Annotated in this window: 16 protein-coding genes and 1 other annotated feature; of the genes, 5 read left to right on the plus strand and 11 right to left on the minus strand. The window is 38.3% G+C overall.

The window, feature by feature from the left end; genetic code table 11:
- Positions 1-470: 470 nt before the first annotated feature.
- Positions 471-693: a binding site (T-box leader), on the plus strand.
- A 116-nt stretch (positions 694-809) separates the two neighbouring features.
- Positions 810-1,799 (plus strand): tryptophan--tRNA ligase, encoded by a 990-nt coding sequence (gene trpS / locus BFM98_RS00950; protein WP_066036273.1) that lies wholly within the window; start codon positions 810-812, stop codon positions 1,797-1,799.
- 2 nt (positions 1,800-1,801) lie between these two features.
- Here trpS and BFM98_RS00955 read toward each other — a convergent pair whose 3' ends face one another.
- The 3 genes from BFM98_RS00955 to BFM98_RS00965 all read right to left on the minus strand — a co-directional run bounded on the left by BFM98_RS00955 (position 1,802) and on the right by BFM98_RS00965 (position 4,340).
- Positions 1,802-2,023 (minus strand): YuzI family membrane protein, encoded by a 222-nt coding sequence (locus tag BFM98_RS00955; RefSeq protein ID WP_016994330.1) that lies wholly within the window; start codon positions 2,021-2,023, stop codon positions 1,802-1,804.
- A 106-nt stretch (positions 2,024-2,129) separates the two neighbouring features.
- Complete coding sequence (gene fabF, locus BFM98_RS00960; RefSeq protein ID WP_048392031.1) at positions 2,130-3,371, minus strand: beta-ketoacyl-ACP synthase II; 1,242 nt, start codon at positions 3,369-3,371, stop codon at positions 2,130-2,132.
- A gap of 30 nt (positions 3,372-3,401) precedes the next feature.
- Entirely contained in the window at positions 3,402-4,340 is a 939-nt protein-coding gene (locus tag BFM98_RS00965) for a beta-ketoacyl-ACP synthase III (protein WP_048392032.1), read from the minus strand.
- 465 nt (positions 4,341-4,805) lie between these two features.
- Between BFM98_RS00965 and BFM98_RS00970 the strand changes: the two genes are divergently transcribed.
- Positions 4,806-5,000: a YjzD family protein gene (locus BFM98_RS00970; RefSeq protein ID WP_004227469.1), complete on the plus strand. Its 195-nt coding sequence runs from the start codon at positions 4,806-4,808 to the stop codon at positions 4,998-5,000.
- A 49-nt stretch (positions 5,001-5,049) separates the two neighbouring features.
- On the opposite strand, the gene BFM98_RS00975 is transcribed toward BFM98_RS00970, so the two are convergent.
- A complete protein-coding gene (locus tag BFM98_RS00975) occupies positions 5,050-7,176 on the minus strand; it encodes an ATP-dependent Clp protease ATP-binding subunit (protein ID WP_083225187.1) in 2,127 nt (708 codons plus the stop codon).
- A 266-nt stretch (positions 7,177-7,442) separates the two neighbouring features.
- Between BFM98_RS00975 and BFM98_RS00980 the strand changes: the two genes are divergently transcribed.
- A complete protein-coding gene (locus tag BFM98_RS00980; protein WP_066036274.1) occupies positions 7,443-8,129 on the plus strand; it encodes a Crp/Fnr family transcriptional regulator in 687 nt (228 codons plus the stop codon).
- Positions 8,130-8,189: 60 nt separating this feature from the next.
- Here the strand turns inward: BFM98_RS00980 and BFM98_RS00985 are convergent, their stop codons facing one another.
- A complete protein-coding gene (locus BFM98_RS00985; protein WP_004227477.1) occupies positions 8,190-8,498 on the minus strand; it encodes a metal-sulfur cluster assembly factor in 309 nt (102 codons plus the stop codon).
- 53 nt (positions 8,499-8,551) lie between these two features.
- On the minus strand, positions 8,552-9,316 hold the full coding sequence (locus tag BFM98_RS00990; RefSeq protein ID WP_066036275.1) for a prolyl oligopeptidase family serine peptidase: 765 nt from the start codon (positions 9,314-9,316) through the stop codon (positions 8,552-8,554).
- 121 nt (positions 9,317-9,437) lie between these two features.
- On the opposite strand from BFM98_RS00990, the gene BFM98_RS00995 reads away from it, so the two are divergent.
- Both BFM98_RS00995 and BFM98_RS01000 read left to right on the plus strand, forming a co-directional pair.
- Positions 9,438-10,247, plus strand: coding sequence for a Cof-type HAD-IIB family hydrolase (locus BFM98_RS00995; protein ID WP_066036276.1), 810 nt, complete (start codon positions 9,438-9,440; stop codon positions 10,245-10,247).
- 139 nt (positions 10,248-10,386) lie between these two features.
- Positions 10,387-11,244, plus strand: a complete 858-nt coding sequence (locus tag BFM98_RS01000) for a DegV family protein (RefSeq protein WP_036076685.1) — start codon at positions 10,387-10,389, stop codon at positions 11,242-11,244.
- Positions 11,245-11,294: 50 nt separating this feature from the next.
- On the opposite strand, the gene BFM98_RS01005 is transcribed toward BFM98_RS01000, so the two are convergent.
- From BFM98_RS01005 to addA, 5 genes are all read right to left on the minus strand, one after another.
- Positions 11,295-12,761, minus strand: coding sequence for an alpha-amylase family glycosyl hydrolase (locus BFM98_RS01005; RefSeq protein ID WP_066036277.1), 1,467 nt, complete (start codon positions 12,759-12,761; stop codon positions 11,295-11,297).
- Between the two features lie 184 nt (positions 12,762-12,945).
- On the minus strand, positions 12,946-13,314 hold the full coding sequence (locus tag BFM98_RS01010; protein ID WP_004227486.1) for a YisL family protein: 369 nt from the start codon (positions 13,312-13,314) through the stop codon (positions 12,946-12,948).
- A 200-nt stretch (positions 13,315-13,514) separates the two neighbouring features.
- Entirely contained in the window at positions 13,515-14,417 is a 903-nt protein-coding gene (locus BFM98_RS01015) for a fumarylacetoacetate hydrolase family protein (protein WP_066036278.1), read from the minus strand.
- Between the two features lie 124 nt (positions 14,418-14,541).
- Positions 14,542-15,708 carry a DUF418 domain-containing protein gene (locus BFM98_RS01020; protein ID WP_054549780.1) on the minus strand — a complete coding sequence of 389 codons (1,167 nt, stop codon included), beginning with the start codon at positions 15,706-15,708 and terminating at the stop codon, positions 14,542-14,544.
- A gap of 82 nt (positions 15,709-15,790) precedes the next feature.
- Complete coding sequence (gene addA, locus BFM98_RS01025) at positions 15,791-19,507, minus strand: helicase-exonuclease AddAB subunit AddA (RefSeq protein ID WP_066036279.1); 3,717 nt, start codon at positions 19,505-19,507, stop codon at positions 15,791-15,793.
- Position 19,508 lies beyond the last annotated feature (1 nt).

Consider the following 19,508-nt stretch of genomic DNA (forward strand, 5'->3'; position numbering starts at 1 on the left):
TTAAAAATCATTATCTATAAACCAGAACCAATGTGTTAAATTAGAATTAATGTAATGTAAAATACACAGTACCATTATACAGTACTCAGCTGTATTTGAATATAGTTCCAATAAAAAAAATCTGAACCTATCCATAAATATTCTGTCTATTCATACAGCTTTCAAATATGATGTATTTTCTTCAAACTTATGTGCTACTACTACCATTCCCATTTTTAAAGCATTTTAAACATCTAAACAGATATCTCAGTTGTTCTCATTTAAGAAAAATAATCGAGAAAATTGTCAATCCCACGTGTACATCTAAACAATTTTTTAATAAAAAATTATAAATTTATAACAAAATTACATAACAAAAAAAGCATATAATTTTTTCTAGAAAAAAAACACCGTCAAAAGTCTGACTTTACACAAAGGAATCTTTATAATATAATTCTTTGCAATCAAATCAATTTGAACAATTTAAATTGAGAAAAACGCTGACGAAGAGTAGTACATATGCTAATTCACGTATAGAGAGTCTGTGGTTGCTGTAAACAGATCGTGGATGCATGTGGAATGGACTTCCGAGTTAGCTTTGTGAACGGCTACTTGAAGCTATTAGCAAAGCTCGTCCCTTCACGTTACGAAGCTGAGTGGCCTTTTTAGGCAAGCTGGGTGGTACCGCGGATTCAAACATCATTCGTCCCTTCATTAGAAAAGATCTAATGAGGACGCATGATGTTTTTTTGTCTTCATCACCAAGCTGAAAGGTGAAGACAACACTGTGACACAAGTTACAGCAATTGAATTCGAGGAGGAATTTTTTAATGACAACTATTTTTTCTGGCGTACAGCCTACAGGTATCGTAACATTAGGGAACTATTTAGGAGCATTCAAGCAGTTCCCGGCACTACAAGATGAAGGAAACACTATTTATTGTATCGTTGATCAACATGCCATCACTGTTGCACAAGATCCTAAAGAATTACGAGAAAGTATTCGTAAGCTTGCTGCTACCTACATTGCTACTGGCATTGACCCTAAAAAATCGACATTATTTATTCAATCAGAGGTGCCAGCGCATGCTCAGGCAGGATGGATGTTACAATGTGTTGCGTCTATCGGTGAGCTAGAACGTATGACACAATTCAAAGATAAATCACATGGTAAGGAAAGCGTATCTGCTGCTCTTTTAACATATCCACCGCTAATGGCTGCAGACATTCTACTTTATAACACAAATATTGTACCTGTCGGCGATGATCAGAAGCAGCATATTGAGCTAACTCGTGACCTTGCAGAACGCTTTAACAAACGCTTTGGCGAGGTTTTAACAATTCCAGAAATTCAATTACCTAAAGCTGGCGCACGCATTAAATCCTTACAAGAGCCAACAAAGAAAATGAGTAAATCAGATCCAAATACGAAAGCGACAATTCGCTTATTAGATACTGCGAAAGACATTGAGAAAAAAATTAAATCAGCTGTAACTGACTCTGACGGCATCGTTGCATTTGATGTGGAAAATAAACCAGGTGTTTCAAATTTATTGACAATCGAATCAGCTATTTCAGGGGTAGCCGTTGAAGATTTAGTCAAAAAATATGAGGGAATTGGTTATGGTGGATTCAAGCAGGGTGTAGCAACAGCAGTAATTGAACACCTAACACCTATTCAAGAGAAATTCTATCATCTAGTAGAATCATCAGAATTAGATGTCATTCTAGATGAAGGTGCTGAAAAGGCGAATGCGATTGCTAGTGCTACATTAAAACGTATGGAAGATGCTATGGGTCTTGGTCGCGCACGTCGCTAAACTTACGGCTTGTCTGAGGATCGATCAAAGCCCAAATCAAGCACAACTGCGCAGATGATGATACAGGCTCCTACCGCCATATAAAATTCTGTTGTTTGAAAAATAAATTTGAAAACAACCTTCCATGAATAACCTAGTGTGCGGTAATTTAAATACAATATGAGATTCCCTACAGAGAGGATCATTAAGCCATAACTTACTAAAAATAAAAAGAGACGAAACATAGTAAGGGCATCCTTTCTATTTCTTCTTACTTATCATTTATTCACAAAACTATAAAAAAAGACGTCAGCCATTTAAATTTGGCTGACGTTTTTTTATGTTTATCTATTATGCTTCATATTTTTTGAATAGGAGACTTGCATTATGACCACCAAAACCAAGAGAATTACTCATTGCATATTGAATATTTGCTTCTCTTGCTTCGTTTGGAACATAATCTAAATCACATTCAGGATCAGGATCTTTTAAATTGATTGTAGGTGGTAAAATCCCTTCTTTAAGGGCTAATGCTGTGAAAATAGCTTCCACACCACCTGCTGCTCCTAATAAGTGACCCGTCATAGATTTTGTTGAGCTCATTGCAAGGTTATACGCATGATCACCAAAAGCAGTTTTCACAGCTTGTGTTTCGAATAAATCGTTATATGGCGTACTTGTACCATGGGCATTAATATAATCAACTTGTGATGGCTCTACGCCACCATCTGTTAATGCTTGCGTCATCGCACGTGCTGCACCTTCACCCTCTGGAGCTGGAGCCGTAATGTGATGCGCATCCCCAGTTGCACCATAACCTAAAACTTCAGCATAGATTTTGGCACCACGAGCTTTTGCATGTTCATATTCTTCTAAAATGACAATACCCGCTCCTTCTCCGATAATAAAGCCATCTCGGTTTTTATCGAATGGGCGACATGCTGCTTGTGGATCTTGATTTAATGATAGTGCTGTATTGGCACAAAAACCTGCAACCGCCATTGTTACGATTGGTGATTCAGCACCACCAGAAATCATAACATCAGCATCTCCACGCTCAATTACTTTAAAGGCATCACCAATAGAGTTTGTGCCTGAAGCACATGCCGTTACAGAACAAGAATTAATCCCCTTTGCCCCAAAGTGAATAGAGACTTGGCCCGATGCCATATCAGGAATCATCATTGGGATAAAGAAAGGACTAACACGTCTTGCGCCACGCTCTTGGAATGTTAAAAATTGTTGTTCATATGTTTCCATTCCACCGATACCAGAACCAATCCATACACCTGCACGTGGAGCTAGCTCTTCATCAATTGTTAGCTGTGCATCTTCCATTGCCATAATAGAAGCCGCTAATGCGTATTGTGTGAAGCGATCCATTTTACGTGCTTCCTTACGATCAATGTATTTTTCAATATCAAAGTCCTTTACTTCTGCGGCGATTTTTGCGGCAAAAAGATCTTTATTTAAACGTGTCAGCTCACCAATGCCAGATTTACCAGCTTTAATGTTTGCCCATGTTTCTTCGATGCTATTTCCTAGTGGTGTAACTGCGCCAATTCCTGTAATTACTACTCGTCTTTTACTCATTGTCTTACTCCCCTCAAGCATTTTTCCTACTTATTTTCCCCATCTCATGGCTACGGCACCCCATGTTAAGCCGCCACCAAAACCTACAAGGACTAATAAATCATCCTCTTTAATCTTACCTGCTTCGAGCTCATCTACCAAGGAAATACCAATAGATGCTGCTGAAGTATTTCCGTATTTATGAATCGTTTTTGACATTTTTTCTGGTGGTAGCTCTAAACGCTCACGTGCAGATTCCATAATACGTATATTTGCCTGATGTGGCACTAGGAAATCAACGTCTTCTTTTGTTAATCCCGCTTTCTCTAATACATTAACAGCCGATTCACCCATTTGTCGAACAGCAAATTTAAACACTTCACGACCATTCATCGCAATTGTATCTTGCTTCGTTAAATAAAGATTCTTTCCGCCTGTACCATCTGCACCAAGTTCAAAGGATAGAATACCTCTACCTTCAGAGACTTGCCCAATGATAGCTGCACTGGCACCATCGCCAAATAATACAGCTGTATTGCGATCTTCCCAATCAACGACTTTAGACAGCTTTTCAACACCTACTACTAAGACATATTTATAAGCATTTGCCTCAACAAAGTGCTTTGCTGTCACTAAACTATATATAAATCCTGCACATGCTGCTGCTTGATCCATTGCTGCAGCATTTACTGCTCCGATTTGTTCCTGAATCATACAAGCTACACTTGGAAAAGTTTGATCCTGTGTGACAGTTGCTACAAGAATTAAACCAATTTCCTCAGGCGTAATACCCGCATTTGCAATAGCTTCTTTTGCAGCAGCTACTGCCAAATCTGAAGTTTCCTGATCATCTGCCGCAAAATGACGTTCTTCAATGCCTGTTCGAGTACGAATCCATTCATCAGAAGTATCCATGATTTTTTCCAAATCAAAATTTGTAACGACCTTCTCAGGAACATATTTGCCTATTCCTATAATACCAGCGTTCATATAGCAACCCCTCAGCTTTCTTACTATCAATTATTAGTAACTGGTCATAATTATAACGCATATAAAAGGAATGACGCAAGATGATTTAAAATTTATGCGGCGGAGGGTAGTGTTCTTTGAATATAGAAGTGAAGAATTTTATGGAATGAGGTTATTCTGTTTAGAGCTTTATCTATCGTACTTTGTTGAGCTTGTTCATTATTTTTCAAAGCACCTTGCATCATGTATGAGCGGTGTTCTTCCCTTTTGGAGCACTTTTCACCCGCTTAGGAGCGCATTCCCCTATTTCAGAGCTGTTCCTAAATACTTTACATTACTAAACATAAAATACTAAATCTCATATTTGTTGTGACAAAATCGCCATGTTTCACATAAATGGTTCATTTTTTTTTGATTTATGTTATGATATGATAATGAATATGAGTAAAACCTTATGATGAAAAAAGTTCGGTTGAGGTGAAATTAATGCAATATATCGTAACGTTCATATGGTCATTCCTACTAGTTTCTATGTTAAACTACGTAGTCAGCTCTGTACTTGGTGTACCATTTGATTTCAAAACTGGGGCAATCGTTTCTGTTGTATTCTCCATCCTTATCTTTATTATTGGAGCAATCATTCCAAACGACCCTACACCAGAAGCTGCAGACCATCATTAATTCAGCTAGAAAAAACCTGTTCAGCTTCATGCCGAACAGGTTTTTTCTGTTATTTTTCCACAACACATTGACCCTCATGCATTTTCACATGCAACGTCTCCCCCGGTAAAACTTCTCCGCGTAATAGTTCTTTAGCAACGGCTGTTTCGATATGTCGCTGTACAAAGCGTTTTAGTGGTCTTGCTCCAAATTGGGCATCTGCACCTTGCTCTACTACCCAATCAATGACTTCTTGCTCCACAGATAAAGTAATTTCTTGCTCTGCGACACGTTTAATCAATTGCTCCACATACTTCCAGGCAATCGCAGTTAAATGTTTAGTAGATAATGCATGGAAGAAGATGATATCATCCATTCTGTTTAATAGCTCAGGTTTAAAATGTTGTCGTAGGGCTGACATGACTAAGTCCTCCACAGCCGCATCATTTTCCTTTGCCTCCATTAAATAACTTGATCCGATATTCGAAGTTAAAATGACTACTGTATTTGTAAAATTCACCATTCGTCCCTGACTATCTGTAATGCGCCCATCATCTAAAATTTGCAATAAAATGTTCGCCACATCAGGATGAGCTTTTTCAATCTCGTCTAGTAGCACCACAGAATAAGGATTTCGGCGAACTGCTTCCGTTAGTTGTCCACCTTCCTCATAGCCCACATAGCCTGGAGGAGCCCCAACAAGTCGAGACACACTATGTTTCTCCATGTATTCACTCATATCAATCCGAATAAAGTGATCTTCTGAATCAAATAACTGTGCAGCAAGTGCCTTGGCAAGTTCTGTTTTACCTACACCAGTTGGACCTAAAAATAAAAAGCTACCAATAGGTCGGTGTGGATCTTTGATACCTGCACGTGCACGCCATACCGCTTCTGTCACTAATTGAACTGCTGTATCTTGTCCAACCACACGTTCATGTAATGTATCCTTTAAACGTAATAATTTTTCACGCTCACCCTCTACTAATTTTGTTACAGGGATTCCTGTCCAACGTGAAACAATTGCTGCGATTTCATCTGCTGTTACCTCTTCACGTAAAATACGAGATTCTGCACCGTTCTCTAATTCCTTTTCAAGTACCTGAATGTCTTTTTCAAGTGTCGGAATTTTACCATGACGTAATTCAGCAGCTTTATTTAAATCATATTTACTTTCTGCCTCATCTAGATCACGACGATATTTATCCAATGTTTCACGTTTTTTCTGAATATCGTGTAGTTTTTCTTTTTCTGCTTCCCATTGTTGTCGCATGCCCTTAGATGACTCTTTTAACTTTGTTAATTCTTCGCGTAATTGCTCCAGACGTTTTTTACTTGCCTCGTCCTTTTCCTTACGCAATGCCTGTTCCTCAATTTCAAGCTGCATAATACGACGTGTGACTGCGTCTAATTCCTGTGGCATTGAATCAATTTCTGTACGAATCATTGCACAAGCCTCATCAATTAAATCAATGGCCTTATCAGGTAAAAATCGTTCTGTAATATAGCGATTGGATAGTTCTGCTGCCGCAACAATTGCTCTGTCATGAATACGTACTGCGTGATGTAATTCAAAGCGTTCCTTTAAACCACGTAAAATGGATACCGTATCCTCTATAGATGGCTCACGCACTAGTACTTGCTGGAATCGACGTTCTAAGGCAGGATCCTTTTCAATGTACATACGATATTCGTCTAAGGTAGTAGCACCAATACAGTGTAATTCACCACGTGCTAGCATAGGTTTTAGCATATTTCCTGCATCCATAGCGCCATCTGTTTTTCCTGCACCTACGATCGTATGAATTTCATCAATAAATAGAATGATTTGTCCTTCTGATTCTTTTACTTCTTTTAGCACACCTTTTAAGCGTTCTTCAAATTGTCCACGATAACTTGCACCAGCGATTAACGCACTCATATCCAGTTCATATAGCACACATTCTTTCAAGCCTTCTGGTACATCACCTTTAACAATACGCTGTGCTAAACCTTCCACAATTGCCGTTTTACCAACTCCTGGTTCACCGATTAATACAGGATTATTTTTCGTTTTACGTGTTAGAATACGAATTACATTTCGAATTTCTTCATCACGCCCGATAACAGGATCCATCTTGCCGTTTTTTACTTCTTCAATTAAATTGCGCCCAAATTGTTCTAATGGTTTTTTATTGTCTGTTTGTTGAAATTGCATAGCTAGCACTCCTTTTTTTCATATTTCTCATTATTTATATACCCATTCTTATTCATTAAAAAAGTTTGACCTTTTTTGACTAACTTTATTTTACATCACTAGACAATGCTTAGCAAAGAAATCGCCCTAAAATTTTTTCACTTATTATGGAAGTTTACGTTATAATAATGGTATGTTTCTATGTTTTAGTATCGAAATCCACTATCCTTTTGTAATAATCGCCATTTATTACAAAAAGAAAGCGATGTGTTGGAGATATGGTTTTAATGGATAATATGTTTGAAAAAATTAAAGATCTTTTTCAAAACAACGGTGTTTTTATCAAAGTGAATAAAGGAAATAAAATTTTTCTAGAGGGTGAACGGGCAAAAGAAATTTATTACATCCAATCAGGTGTTATTTCGATTAGCCAAGAATCCGAGACGGGTAAGGAATTAACCATTCGTATTTGTGGCCCTGACAGCATAATAGGAGAAGGTTCGTTATTTTGTAATCTCGTCTATAATTCAATGACTGCCAAAGTTTTAGAACCCTCTACGTTGTATGTTTTGAGTCGTAAATCTTTGGAGCATTTACTAGAAGAGCAGCCGACAGTTATGGTGGAATACATGAAGTGGCTACAAACAGAAAACTTAAAGCATCAGAGTCGTTTGCGCGATTTAGTGTTAAACGGTAAAAAAGGTGCTCTATTTTCAACGCTCATTCGGCTGTCCAATACGTATGGTAAACCTGTAGAAAATGACTCGATTTTTATTGATTTTCAGCTAACAAATACAGAAATTGCAAATCTGTGTGCGACAAGTCGGGAAATGATTAATCGTATGCTGAATGATTTAAAAAAACATGAGATTATCACTTTTGATAAAGGATTTATTACCATTCATGATTTACAATTTTTAAAAAATGAAATTGCCTGTGAAAATTGTCCATTACAAATATGCCGTATCGATTAGTTTCGTTACAAGCAAAAACCCTGCTTATTGAAAAATAAGCAGGGTTTTAAATAATCCATTTTAACGTACGCCCAATGCCATTTTGGCATAGCGTGACATTTTATCTTTCGACCAAGGCGGATTCCATACAATATTAACATTTGTACTTTTCACTTCTGGAAGTTCACCTAACGCCGTATTCACTTGATCCACAATGACTGGACCAAGTGGACAGCCCATAGATGTTAGTGTCATCGTAACAGTTGCAACACCTTCATCATCTAATTCCACATCATATACTAAACCTAAGTTGACAATATCAATGCCAAGCTCAGGATCAATTACGTTTTCTAAAGCACCTAACATGCTATCTTTCATATCCTGATCCATTCGTATTTCTCCTTCCATCATAGTGTTAACCTTATCATAGCAGATGCACCCTGTTATGCCAAATGCTGTGCAAGCCATGCAGTAGCTGCTAGCATACCGTCACGTGGTACAGCATGTCCAGCCCTTTTGTTAACCATGAACTTTAAATATTCAGGGTTTGCTTCATAGTATTCCCGTAATGTTTCATAAAATTTATACGTTTCGTGAAAAGGAACTGTTTTATCTAATTCTCCATGCCAAAAGAATACAGGGCGACCCGCGAATTTTTCTGGTGTTAAACTGACATCATATTTAGCAAGGGCTTCATTAATTTTTTCTACGTCTTCCTCTGACATCGGCCAGTTAACTCCGCTTTTAGCAAATTGTTGCAATTGGTATTCACCCAATTTTATAAAACCAGGTGCACCCATGCATATTGCAGCTGTTTGTATCCAATCATAAAGTTTCAGACAGCCTGATGTCACGATGCCACCCATTGAAGTGCCTCCTATGCCAATTTTATGACTAGCTAATAAATTTTTATTCTTTAATTCATCATATAATTGTTGAACTTCATGAATAGAATTTAAAACAATGTCCCAAAAATTTAAATTCATTTGCATTTCTGTTAGGCCTTCGCTACGCTCACCATGAAATTTTGCATCTGGCAATAGGACACGCACCCCTTTATGCACCAATTGGTATGCATAGTGTAAGTTATGTTCTTTTGCACTCATAAAACCATGCAAAAAAATGACTACCGGGGTTTCTTCATTCATATTGTCTGTATGTATATGTAATAAAGGAATATTTCCCCACACTTCTTTTTCTACAAACATTATTGTCACTCCCAACTATTCTCTCATCTTTATGTTAGCAAACTTTTTTCACTGTGACAAAATTTTGACGAATGTAAGACAAAGAGATACTATTCAAACTATAGGAAAGGGGCAACGAGCTATGAAACCGCATTTAATCGTATTAGACTTAGATGGAACTTTATTAACAGATCAACAGCAAATTTCTGCAAAAACGAAAAAAACATTATTGCAGGCTAAGGAACAAGGGCATCAAGTGATGATTGCGACGGGACGTCCATACCGTGCAAGCGATCTTTATTATCATGAACTTGGGCTCACTACACCCATTGTTAATTTTAATGGCGCATATGTGCATCATCCTAAAAATGTCTCTTGGCAACATATGCACACACCAATTGATTTAAGTGTCGTACATGATGTCGTTGATTCTATTAACAGTTATGAATACGAAAATATTATCGCTGAGGTAAAAGATGATATTTATGTCCACACAGAAGACGATCGTATTTTAAATATTTTTAATATGGGTAATCCAAAAATTACACTTGGGGATTTATACACACACCTCCTGGATAATCCCACAAGTTTATTAATTCAGGCAAATGAAGCGAATTCAGTTATTATACGTGATCATTTGCAGGCTGTGCACGCAGAAGTCATTGAACATCGTCGATGGGGCGCGCCACTTCATATTATTGAAATTGTGCGTCGCGGCTTAAATAAAGCTGTGGGTATTGCACATGTGGCAAAAGATTTAGGTATTCCTCGTGAGCGCATCATCGCATTTGGTGATGAAGACAATGATTTAGAAATGATCGAATATGCTGGACTTGGTGTAGCGATGGGGAACGGTATTTCAAGTCTTAAAAACATTGCCAATGAAATTACGACAACGAATAATGATGATGGAATTGCAAAAATACTCATTGAACGCTTGAAATTATCATAGTTAAGTAGTAAGTTCAAGTTAACATTCCATTTTTACCAGTTTAACTTTATTCAGTGGTACCCCTTCCATTTATCTAAAGTGAGTATCTACTGAATAAAGTTAAAAAGCAAAAGTAAGTTGAAATTAGGGGGACAAGAGAATGAAGATTTTTACGGATAGTGGATGTGATCTACCAAAATCTTACTATGAAGAAAATGATGTCGTGCTACTCCCTTTACGAGTGCAATTGAACAACAAAGAATATGAAGATGTGATTTCAATTGATTCCAAAGAGATCTATGATGCAATACGCCAAGGTGCTCAGCCAAAAACATCACAAGTGTCACCTGAGCTCTTTTTGAAGCATTTTGAGGAGCTAGCTAAAAATGATGAAGAAGGTATTTATATCGCGTTTTCATCAGAATTATCAGGCACATATAGCACTGCTCAAATGATTCGCAATCAGGTACTTGAGCAGTATCCTTCCTTAAAACTAGTCATTATCGACTCTAAATGCGCATCACTAGGACATGGCCTTGTCGTTGAAGAAGCTGTACGACTGCGAAATATAGGAGTATCCTTAGAAGACATGGCCTCTAAAATAAACACCCTTGCACCTCAGGTCGAGCATTTATTTACTGTAGAAGACTTAGATTACCTTGCAAAAGGTGGTCGTGTATCAAAAGCTAGTGCATTTTTAGGTGGCCTTCTTAGTATTAAGCCTATTTTAAATGTAGAAGATGGCAAACTTGTACCGATTGAAAAGTCACGCGGTCGAAAAAAAGCACTTAATCGTATGTTAGATTTAATGCAGGAGCGTGGTGGCAGCTTTACAAATAAAATCGTAGGTATTAGCCATAGTGACGACGCTGCCTTTGCGAATGAAGCAAAAGCCTCTATCCAGGAGCGTTTTTCACCTCAAGCTGTGCAAATTACCATGATAGGTTCCGCGATCGGCTCACATGTCGGACCTGGGACTATTGCAATTTTCTTCACAAACAAAAGCTTTGAAGGCTAATAAAAAGCATGCTAGGATGGCTCCTGGCATGCTTTTTTGTCGTGTTATTATTATTGGACGTCTTGCTCCTGACGACGAACTTTCCCTCGTTTAATGATGATGACAACAAAGCCAATAAAGATCAACCATACTAAGCCAAGAGCCACCATATAAGGAGTGTTTAAGCCCTCATCATTGCGAACTTGATAAATTTCAACCATTTCTCGGTCTAAAATAACAGGATAGACTTCTTTTTCATTTATGCGAACTTTTTCCTCATGTAAAATACCGTTCAGCATTTTCCCTTCACCAAGTTGTTCAGGTGTTAAGTCGACGCGTTGTGTTTTACCAGTATTATTAACCATGATTACCCACTTTTCTTCGTCAGAAGAACGTGTAAAGACAAGAAGGCCATTTTCATTTGTAATGACTTCAAAATCACCATTACGTAAAGTAGCTGATTGATTACGTAAAGATTGAACATTTTTAATATAATCTATCAGTTCCTCGTCTGTTTTAAAGTTATAAAGCTGGTGTGTATCTGGTTTTGCTTCCCCATTCATAGCAATTTCTGTCCCGTATTGTACGACAGGAATTCCTGGTAGCATAAATAAAGCACCCATCGCCATTTTTAAGCGGGTAGGTGGGAACATATTTTCATTAGCAGAGTCAAATGTAAAACGATGAGTTTCAAGTGAATCCACCATAATTTGTGTCGGTTTTTCTCCTGCGAAGGGTTCCATTAATTTAGAAGAATCCATATCCACGTTTTTAAATATATTACGATAGATATCTGCCGTTACAGGTGAGAAAGTTGCATCAAAGTCAGCATCGCTTTCTTCATTTGCTATCACATAAAGTGATGTTTTTGTCTCTTTTAATGCAGCTATTACTGCATTGATAAACGCTGTATCAGCCCCTGCGATATTTGTTAAACGAATACCACCGATGTCATATGTAGAAACAAATTCAGTTACTGCTTGAATAAGTGCTTCTTGCACATCCTTATTCGATAAATCCCACTGTACTTGTCCATTATTGGTAGATGCAATCCAATCCGCTTTCGATGCATCCTTTGCCCACTCATGATTTGGACTCACATTTGTAAGTGGAAAATCCACCATAATGGACATATTTTTAGCTTTGTAGGCCTCTACAGTACTTTGGAATTCTTCCGTTGTTCCAAAATGACGTTCTATTGTAGTATAGCTTGTGGGCATTGATCCATCATACTTCTCTGTAGAAAAAATAGGCCCAATGGAAACAATTGTATAGCCCATCTCACCGATAAATTTCAGTTTATCCTGTAAACCTGTAAAATCGCCCCCCGCAAATTTCGAAGGGTCCTGCGTATTTGTATCAAAATCGTTTGTGCCCGAGCCATTAAAGAAACGGTCAACGAGTAAATCATAGATGCTTTCTTCTGCTATTGTTCTAGTCGCTGATTCATCCGCATGTGCTACTGGTATAGTACTTACTAATGAAGTTGCTAATAAAAGTGATGCAGCCGTCGCACATATCCACTTCTTAAATTTCACTGTTATTCCCTCTCTTTCAAACCAATCAACGTCATTTTACCAAATAACTCTGTCACGTCGCTATCTTTTCCAAAGATTTTGCGTAAAAGCGAAATGAATTACGACAAAAAGGTGTCAATTCCGTCTTCCGTTTTCGTTTACAAAATAAAAGTCGTGAAGCAACTACTTCACGACTTTTAAATCATTATGCTAAGAAATCTTGACCCATTGGCAGTTTAAATCCTAGGAACAAAGTGATTAATAGGAATACTGCAAATAAAATCCAAAACATAGCTGTTGGTTTATTTTTCTTTTGACGTACTAATACCATTTCCATCATGCCAATTACAAGTATGCCACCTAAGAACTTAAATCCGTAAAGCATACCTTTACCATAGTCCATTGCCTCGATAAATAATGCCCCACCTGTGATGATTATTAGTACATAAAACAGACGTAATGTCATATGTAAGCCTTTTGATTGCTTGCCCATTAGTGCCGCAATTAAAAAGATGACAATACCTACTACCCACGTAGTAATATGCAAATGCGTTTGGCTAGTTAAAAAACTCATGTTTTTCCCCCTCATTCTTTTTCTATCAAACTCTATCCTACCATGCGATGGAAAGGGTTTCAAATATTACAATAGTGTTCACATAATTTACATCATTTAAAACTTGGAATCCTTGCATTTCATAGTTTTTACATCTGTTACTATGCCTTAAAGCAGTAAAAAATCCGCGGAGTATAGACTCACGCGGATTGATATCATCATTATTCAAAATGGTTGACTAAAGTACCAATTCCTTGAATAGACACTTTTACTGTATCTCCAGCTTTTAAGAATTGTGGCGGCTTCATCCCTTTGCCAACACCAGCTGGCGTACCTGTTAAAATCACATCTCCTGGCTCTAATGTTACATGCTGAGATAGGATGGATACTAACGTTTCAACAGAGAACATCATATCTTTCGTAGAGCCATTTTGACGTACTTCATCATTGACCTTTGTGACTACTGTTAAGTCTTGTGGATTTGGGATCTCATCCTTTGTCACAAGGTATGGTCCAAGAGGGCAAGTACCGTCCAAGCTTTTACCCAAGAAGAATTGTTTATGTTTCTCTTGTAAATCACGAGCTGTTACATCATTGGCAATAGTATAACCAAATACATAATCAAACGCTAAGTTTTTAGGAATGTTTTTGCCACGTTTACCAATAACGATAGCTAGCTCACCTTCATAATCCATTTTTGAAGAAAGATCTGCATGTATGGAAATTGTTTGTCCATCTGCAGCAATTGCAGTTGGTGATTTTGTGAATACCATTAAATCCGTTGGTGCTGCCTCTGCACCCATTTCCTTTGCATGTTCATCATAGTTTTTACCAATACACATAATATTTTTAGGTGTACGTGGAATTGGTGAAAGCCATTCGATCTCAGTAAATTCACGTTTAAAACTATTAGCATTATCTGATTTTTCTGCTGCTTCTACTAATTTACGAATCTGTTCCACAAAATCAAAGCCTAAAGCAATGCCATCCACGATTGAACTTGAAAAAGAAGGGAGAACTTGAAGTTCACTTTGAATAGCGAGTACATCCCATACCGCTTCTTCTTTTTTTACTTTTGGTCCAAAGCTTACATGTCCACCTAATTTGAATGATAAAATTTTCATGATTGAAAGAGCTCCTTCTTTTTTCTACATAATACAACAATATGATAGAAATTACCTCATTTTTGCGACAACATTTTTATAAGTTGTTATATCTTCATAAAATATGCATGTGAAGAGGAATATATTAACGCACTTCTACTTTTTGCTTATATGTTAATTTACGCCATATTGTTTCTAACGGTCCTTGTTTCCACTTAGATAACCAGATTTCTGCTATGATCATTTGCACAACAATAATGCCAACAGCAATTAATACCCCTGTTTCTACACTTACTTTACCATACCAGCCAAAGCCAAATTGGTAGAATAAACAAGTACCTATAATAGATTGAAGAATATACATCGTTAATGACATGCGTCCGATTTTAGCAAAAGGACTAAGTAGTTTTGGCATTATTGGCACTAAGCAAAGTAACACAATAACCCCAATATAGCCCACCGATAGAACTGGGCCCCCTATGTATACCTTTAAATAATCTAGTAAATATGTTCTTGTAAACATAATAGATAAGCTTTTTATACCAATACCGATGACCAATCCAGCAATTGCAAACGTCAGCCAGAGCCACTTCAATTCTTTAGCCCGTTCTACTAAACGCCATTTAGAGGCAGCGGCACCTATTAACATATACGGTAAAATCGTGAACAGTGCGACAAACCACATCTCGATGCCTGCCTGCGTCGATAAATCTGTTAAGCGTTGCAAAAAGGCATCTACCCAGTTTCCTGTCCCATAAGCCGTGATGGCCTTCTCTACTGAAACGATATCTAAGTAATCATCTACTTTTGTATTAAAATTTACAATCCCTACTACAAAGAGCATAAAAGCTTGCATCAAGCCATTAATAATCAAAGCACTCGCTAATAGCCAGATGGGACTCAATCGTAGTAAAAGCACTAAGAAAACGCCACAAAATGCATACATCATTAATATGTCGCCCCACCAAATTAGCACAGCATGGATAAAACCAAAAGCAAACAGGATGGACAGTCTACGAAGCCCCAGCGTATAAAAGTTTTGTTGACGACTTTGAGCCTTTTGCCACTGCATGGCTAGCCCATAACCAAATAGCATGGCAAAAAGCGGGTAAAAGCTGCCTTGCACATAAATATCTATATTTTTCTGCCAAACAATATCTGATGGGGTTGTAAACCATGATGCCAAATCAATATGCGGCATTGGCAAATAAAAGGTATACATATTTACAAGTAAGATACCTACTAAACTAATACCTCGTAAAATATCTAATGTTGCTATTCGTTCCTGCAACATTGTTGGTTTTAACTCCACAAAATAGCCTCCTCTTTACTAGCAGCTATGGTGAAAGCAGGGCAAGAAAAAACTTTGCCCCACTTTGCCCGTAACAAGTTCTTTATGCGTGTATGGTCTGTTCATTATCGAATAAAAATAATACTTTATCGTTCACCTTGATGTGTAAGATGGATTCAATAGCTTCGCTATAAACACGAAGCTGTACGGCATAACGACCTAGTATTTCCTTTGACAAGGCTGGCTCCTGCGCAAAATGAGATTGTATACGATCCGTTTTATAATCCAACAAGACCCAATTACCGTATTCATCCTCAAATAGGCAGTCAATGATCCCTTGCACAATTTGAGCATCACCATCTTCATCGATTCTACTAATTGTAAACGGCATTTCTCTACGTATCTGCCTTGCGCGTTGAAAGCGTTGCCCTATTTCTGTCTCAAAAAAACGATAAATTTTCGCTTGCGGAACTACTTTGCCCTCCGCCTCTGTTAAAAGCTGTCTTGCCACTAAATCCTCCACAAAGTCCCTTACAGCATCGATATGACTAAAGCCATATTGAGGAACATGCTGCATCACTGTGTGCACAGCTGTACCAATTTCAGCACCAGTTAGCTGTTGCTCCTGTAAAAAAGCGGGTCGAGGTGCAATGGACGAAGCCTTTTGCGTGATAGGAGAGGCAAAATAAAATTCAGGTTCCTCCTGGCGCTGTAAATTTTCTAATCGCTTTATTTCACTAACAGATGTTTTGGAGCGCTTTCTTGTAGATTTTTGATAGACATACTGCGCTTGAAAGCGGGTAGTGATTTCAGCCAGCAAGTCCTCATCCTCTTGCATCGCAAGCACTTGCTGTACTTCATCGCCCATCGCCTCTATCTCATATGAATAATGCTTTGTATCGATGGCTTGAACCCACCAATGTGATTGATCCTCCACTTCTTTATAAGATGTGCTTGCTACTACTGCAAAATCTGCATGTCTTGCTACTGCTGGGCCAACCCAGTCCAAATAGCTATTAGCTCTTGCACGTAAATATTCTTGAAGCGGTGCATCCATTGGTAAACTTTGTGCGTCCTGCCAGTTGTCGCGTGTTTTCTCCCAGTTCTTCACTGAGCCTACTAAAATCAAACGCTCCTTCGCACGAGTCATCGCAACATATAAGACACGCATTTCTTCTGCACGCATCTCCAGTTCTTTTTTCTCCTTCAATGCTAAAAACGGTAACGATGTATAGGTGATACGATTTTCGGGATCAATGGCCTTAACAGCTAGTCCAAAATCTTGATCAAACAAATAGGGTTGATGAAAATCCATTTTATTAAACGGACGTCCCATTCCTGCAACAAAGACGACTGGATATTCTAACCCCTTGGAAGAGTGTATTGTCACCAGACGTACTACATCATCCTTTTCGCCAATTGATTTGGCCGTACCTAAATCATCGCCACGCGTACGCATACGATCAATAAAGCGTAAAAAACGGAATAGCCCACGAAATGCTGTTTTTTCATACATTAATGCACGATCATGTAATACGCGTAGATTTGCTTGACGCTGTTTGCCATTCGGCATTGCCCCAACCATTTCATAATAATGTGTATCTAAATAAATTTTCCAAATTAAATCTGATAATGATCCACGACGTGCTAAATCACGCCAATTTTCAAAGGCTAGCATAAAGCGTTGCAACTTCTCAAATGTAGTGGTTTGCACACCATGTCCTTCACTACGAATAAATTGTCGTAAAGCATCATAAAAAGGTACCTTTTGATCGGCTAAACGAATTTTCGCCAGCTCATTTTCCGTTAAACCAACAAACGGTGCGCGCAGTACAGAGGCTAAGGGGATATCCTGATAGGGATTATCGACTACCTTCAGGACATTTAACATAATCATTACTTCGAGTGCGTCAAAATAGCCTTTAGATGATTCTGCATAGAGTGGAATCCCTGCCAGCTTAAATTCCTCTACTAAGTCTGTTGACCATGTCATCGAGCGCATTAAAATCACAATATCACTATACTTTAATGGTCGCTTTGTTTTTGTTTTCGTATCGTATACGGTTGTTCCATCTTCCATCATTTGACGTATACGATCGATAATAAATCGTGCCTCGTATTGTGATTTTTTTAATTCCTCTAGCTCCGTTGCCTCATTGCTTAGTTCTTCCAGTTCTTCTGGTGTTTCCTCTTCCTGTGGTGGATGCAATACGACCAGCTCAACAGGTATTTCTTTATCATCATAGGGCGCAGCAGGCTTTAGTGACGCATTGTCATCATACGAAATCTCACCGACACGCTCACTCATAATTTGTGCAAAAACATAGTTTGTAGCATTTAATACTTCTTTTCGACTTCGGAAGTTAGCGTTTAAATCAATTCGCATCCCCGTTACATCAGGTGACTCCAAATATTCACTATATTTTTTCATAAAAAGCTTTGGCTCAGCTAATCGGAAACGGTATATACTTTGTTTAACATCCCCAACCATAAAAAGGTTGCCGTCTTGTTCTTCACCCGTTTTGACAAGCTGTAAGATGGTTTCCTGTAGCATATTGGTATCCTGATATTCATCCACAAGTACTTCTTTAAATCGCTTTTTCATATCTAGTGCAACCGGTGATGGATGAAGTGCACCATCTATCTCTACCGTTAAAATTTGAAGTGCATAATGCTCTAAATCTGAAAAGTCAATGATTCCCCGTTCTAACTTGGCTAGTCGAAATTGTTCACTAAATGTAGTGGTCAATTCAACTAGCGTAGTAATGGTCGGTGCCATTAACCTTATTTCCTCAAGTAGCCGTGCAGGCGTACGAACAAAATATGTCTCCTTGATTTTATTCATCATTTTTTTGGCTGCTTCTCGTTTTTTCTTCGCGAGCTCCTGTAGCTCTACATTAACTAGTGCATCCTTCGATACCCGCTTTAAGGTAGACCATTTAACCGTTGCAAAATAATCAAATAGCTCCTGCCATGTCCCACTTTGACTAATGCGTATCCCTTCCTGAATCATAGCAAAATCTACCTCTGCCGTTTCTGCATAGGGTGCAGGTCCATCTGGCTGTAATGTAATTGTGCGCATTTCAGAAATTAACATAAACGCCTCTTCCAGGCTATGACGTACGGTTAATTTGACGTATTGAGATAGCTCTAAATCATCGATTGTCACTTCCTCAGCTAATTCATAAGCTTTCGGCAGGCTCCAAAGCCATTTTTGAGGCTCAGCATGGACACGAGACGTATCATAAAGTTTACTAATCAGCGTTTCGATGGCTTGATCATCACGATCTGAGGTAAAGCTATCGACAAGACGATAGATGGCTTGTACGTGAGCCTCATCCTCCGCATCGTAGGCATCTTCTAAAACTTCTGCTAAAACATCATCTCGCAATAATGCTATTTCTGCTTCATTGGCAATACGGAAGCCTGGGTCTATATCAAGTAAGTACGCATATTGCTTCACAATTGCTAAACAGAATGAATGTAGCGTAGAAATTTGTGCTTTATTCACAAGACTTAGCTGCCGTCTTAAATGATTAGATGTTGGATTTTCTGCTATCGCCTTTTCTAATGCCTCAGACATACGATGGCGCATTTCAGCGGCTGAGGCATTTGTAAAGGTCACTACCAATAGTTCATCTACATTGATCGGGTTTTCAGTAGCAATGACTTTTTCAATCATACGATTGATCAGAACCGCTGTTTTCCCAGACCCTGCTGCAGCCGAAACAAGCGTATCTTGACCGCTAGCATAAATGGCCTTCCACTGATCGTCTGTCCATGTGACATCTACTGGCTTAACAGGAATTGTTTGTACCATG

Origin of the sequence: Lysinibacillus sp. AR18-8 (assembly GCF_001705465.1) — a bacterium.
Lineage (GTDB): Bacteria > Bacillota > Bacilli > Bacillales_A > Planococcaceae > Lysinibacillus > Lysinibacillus capsici.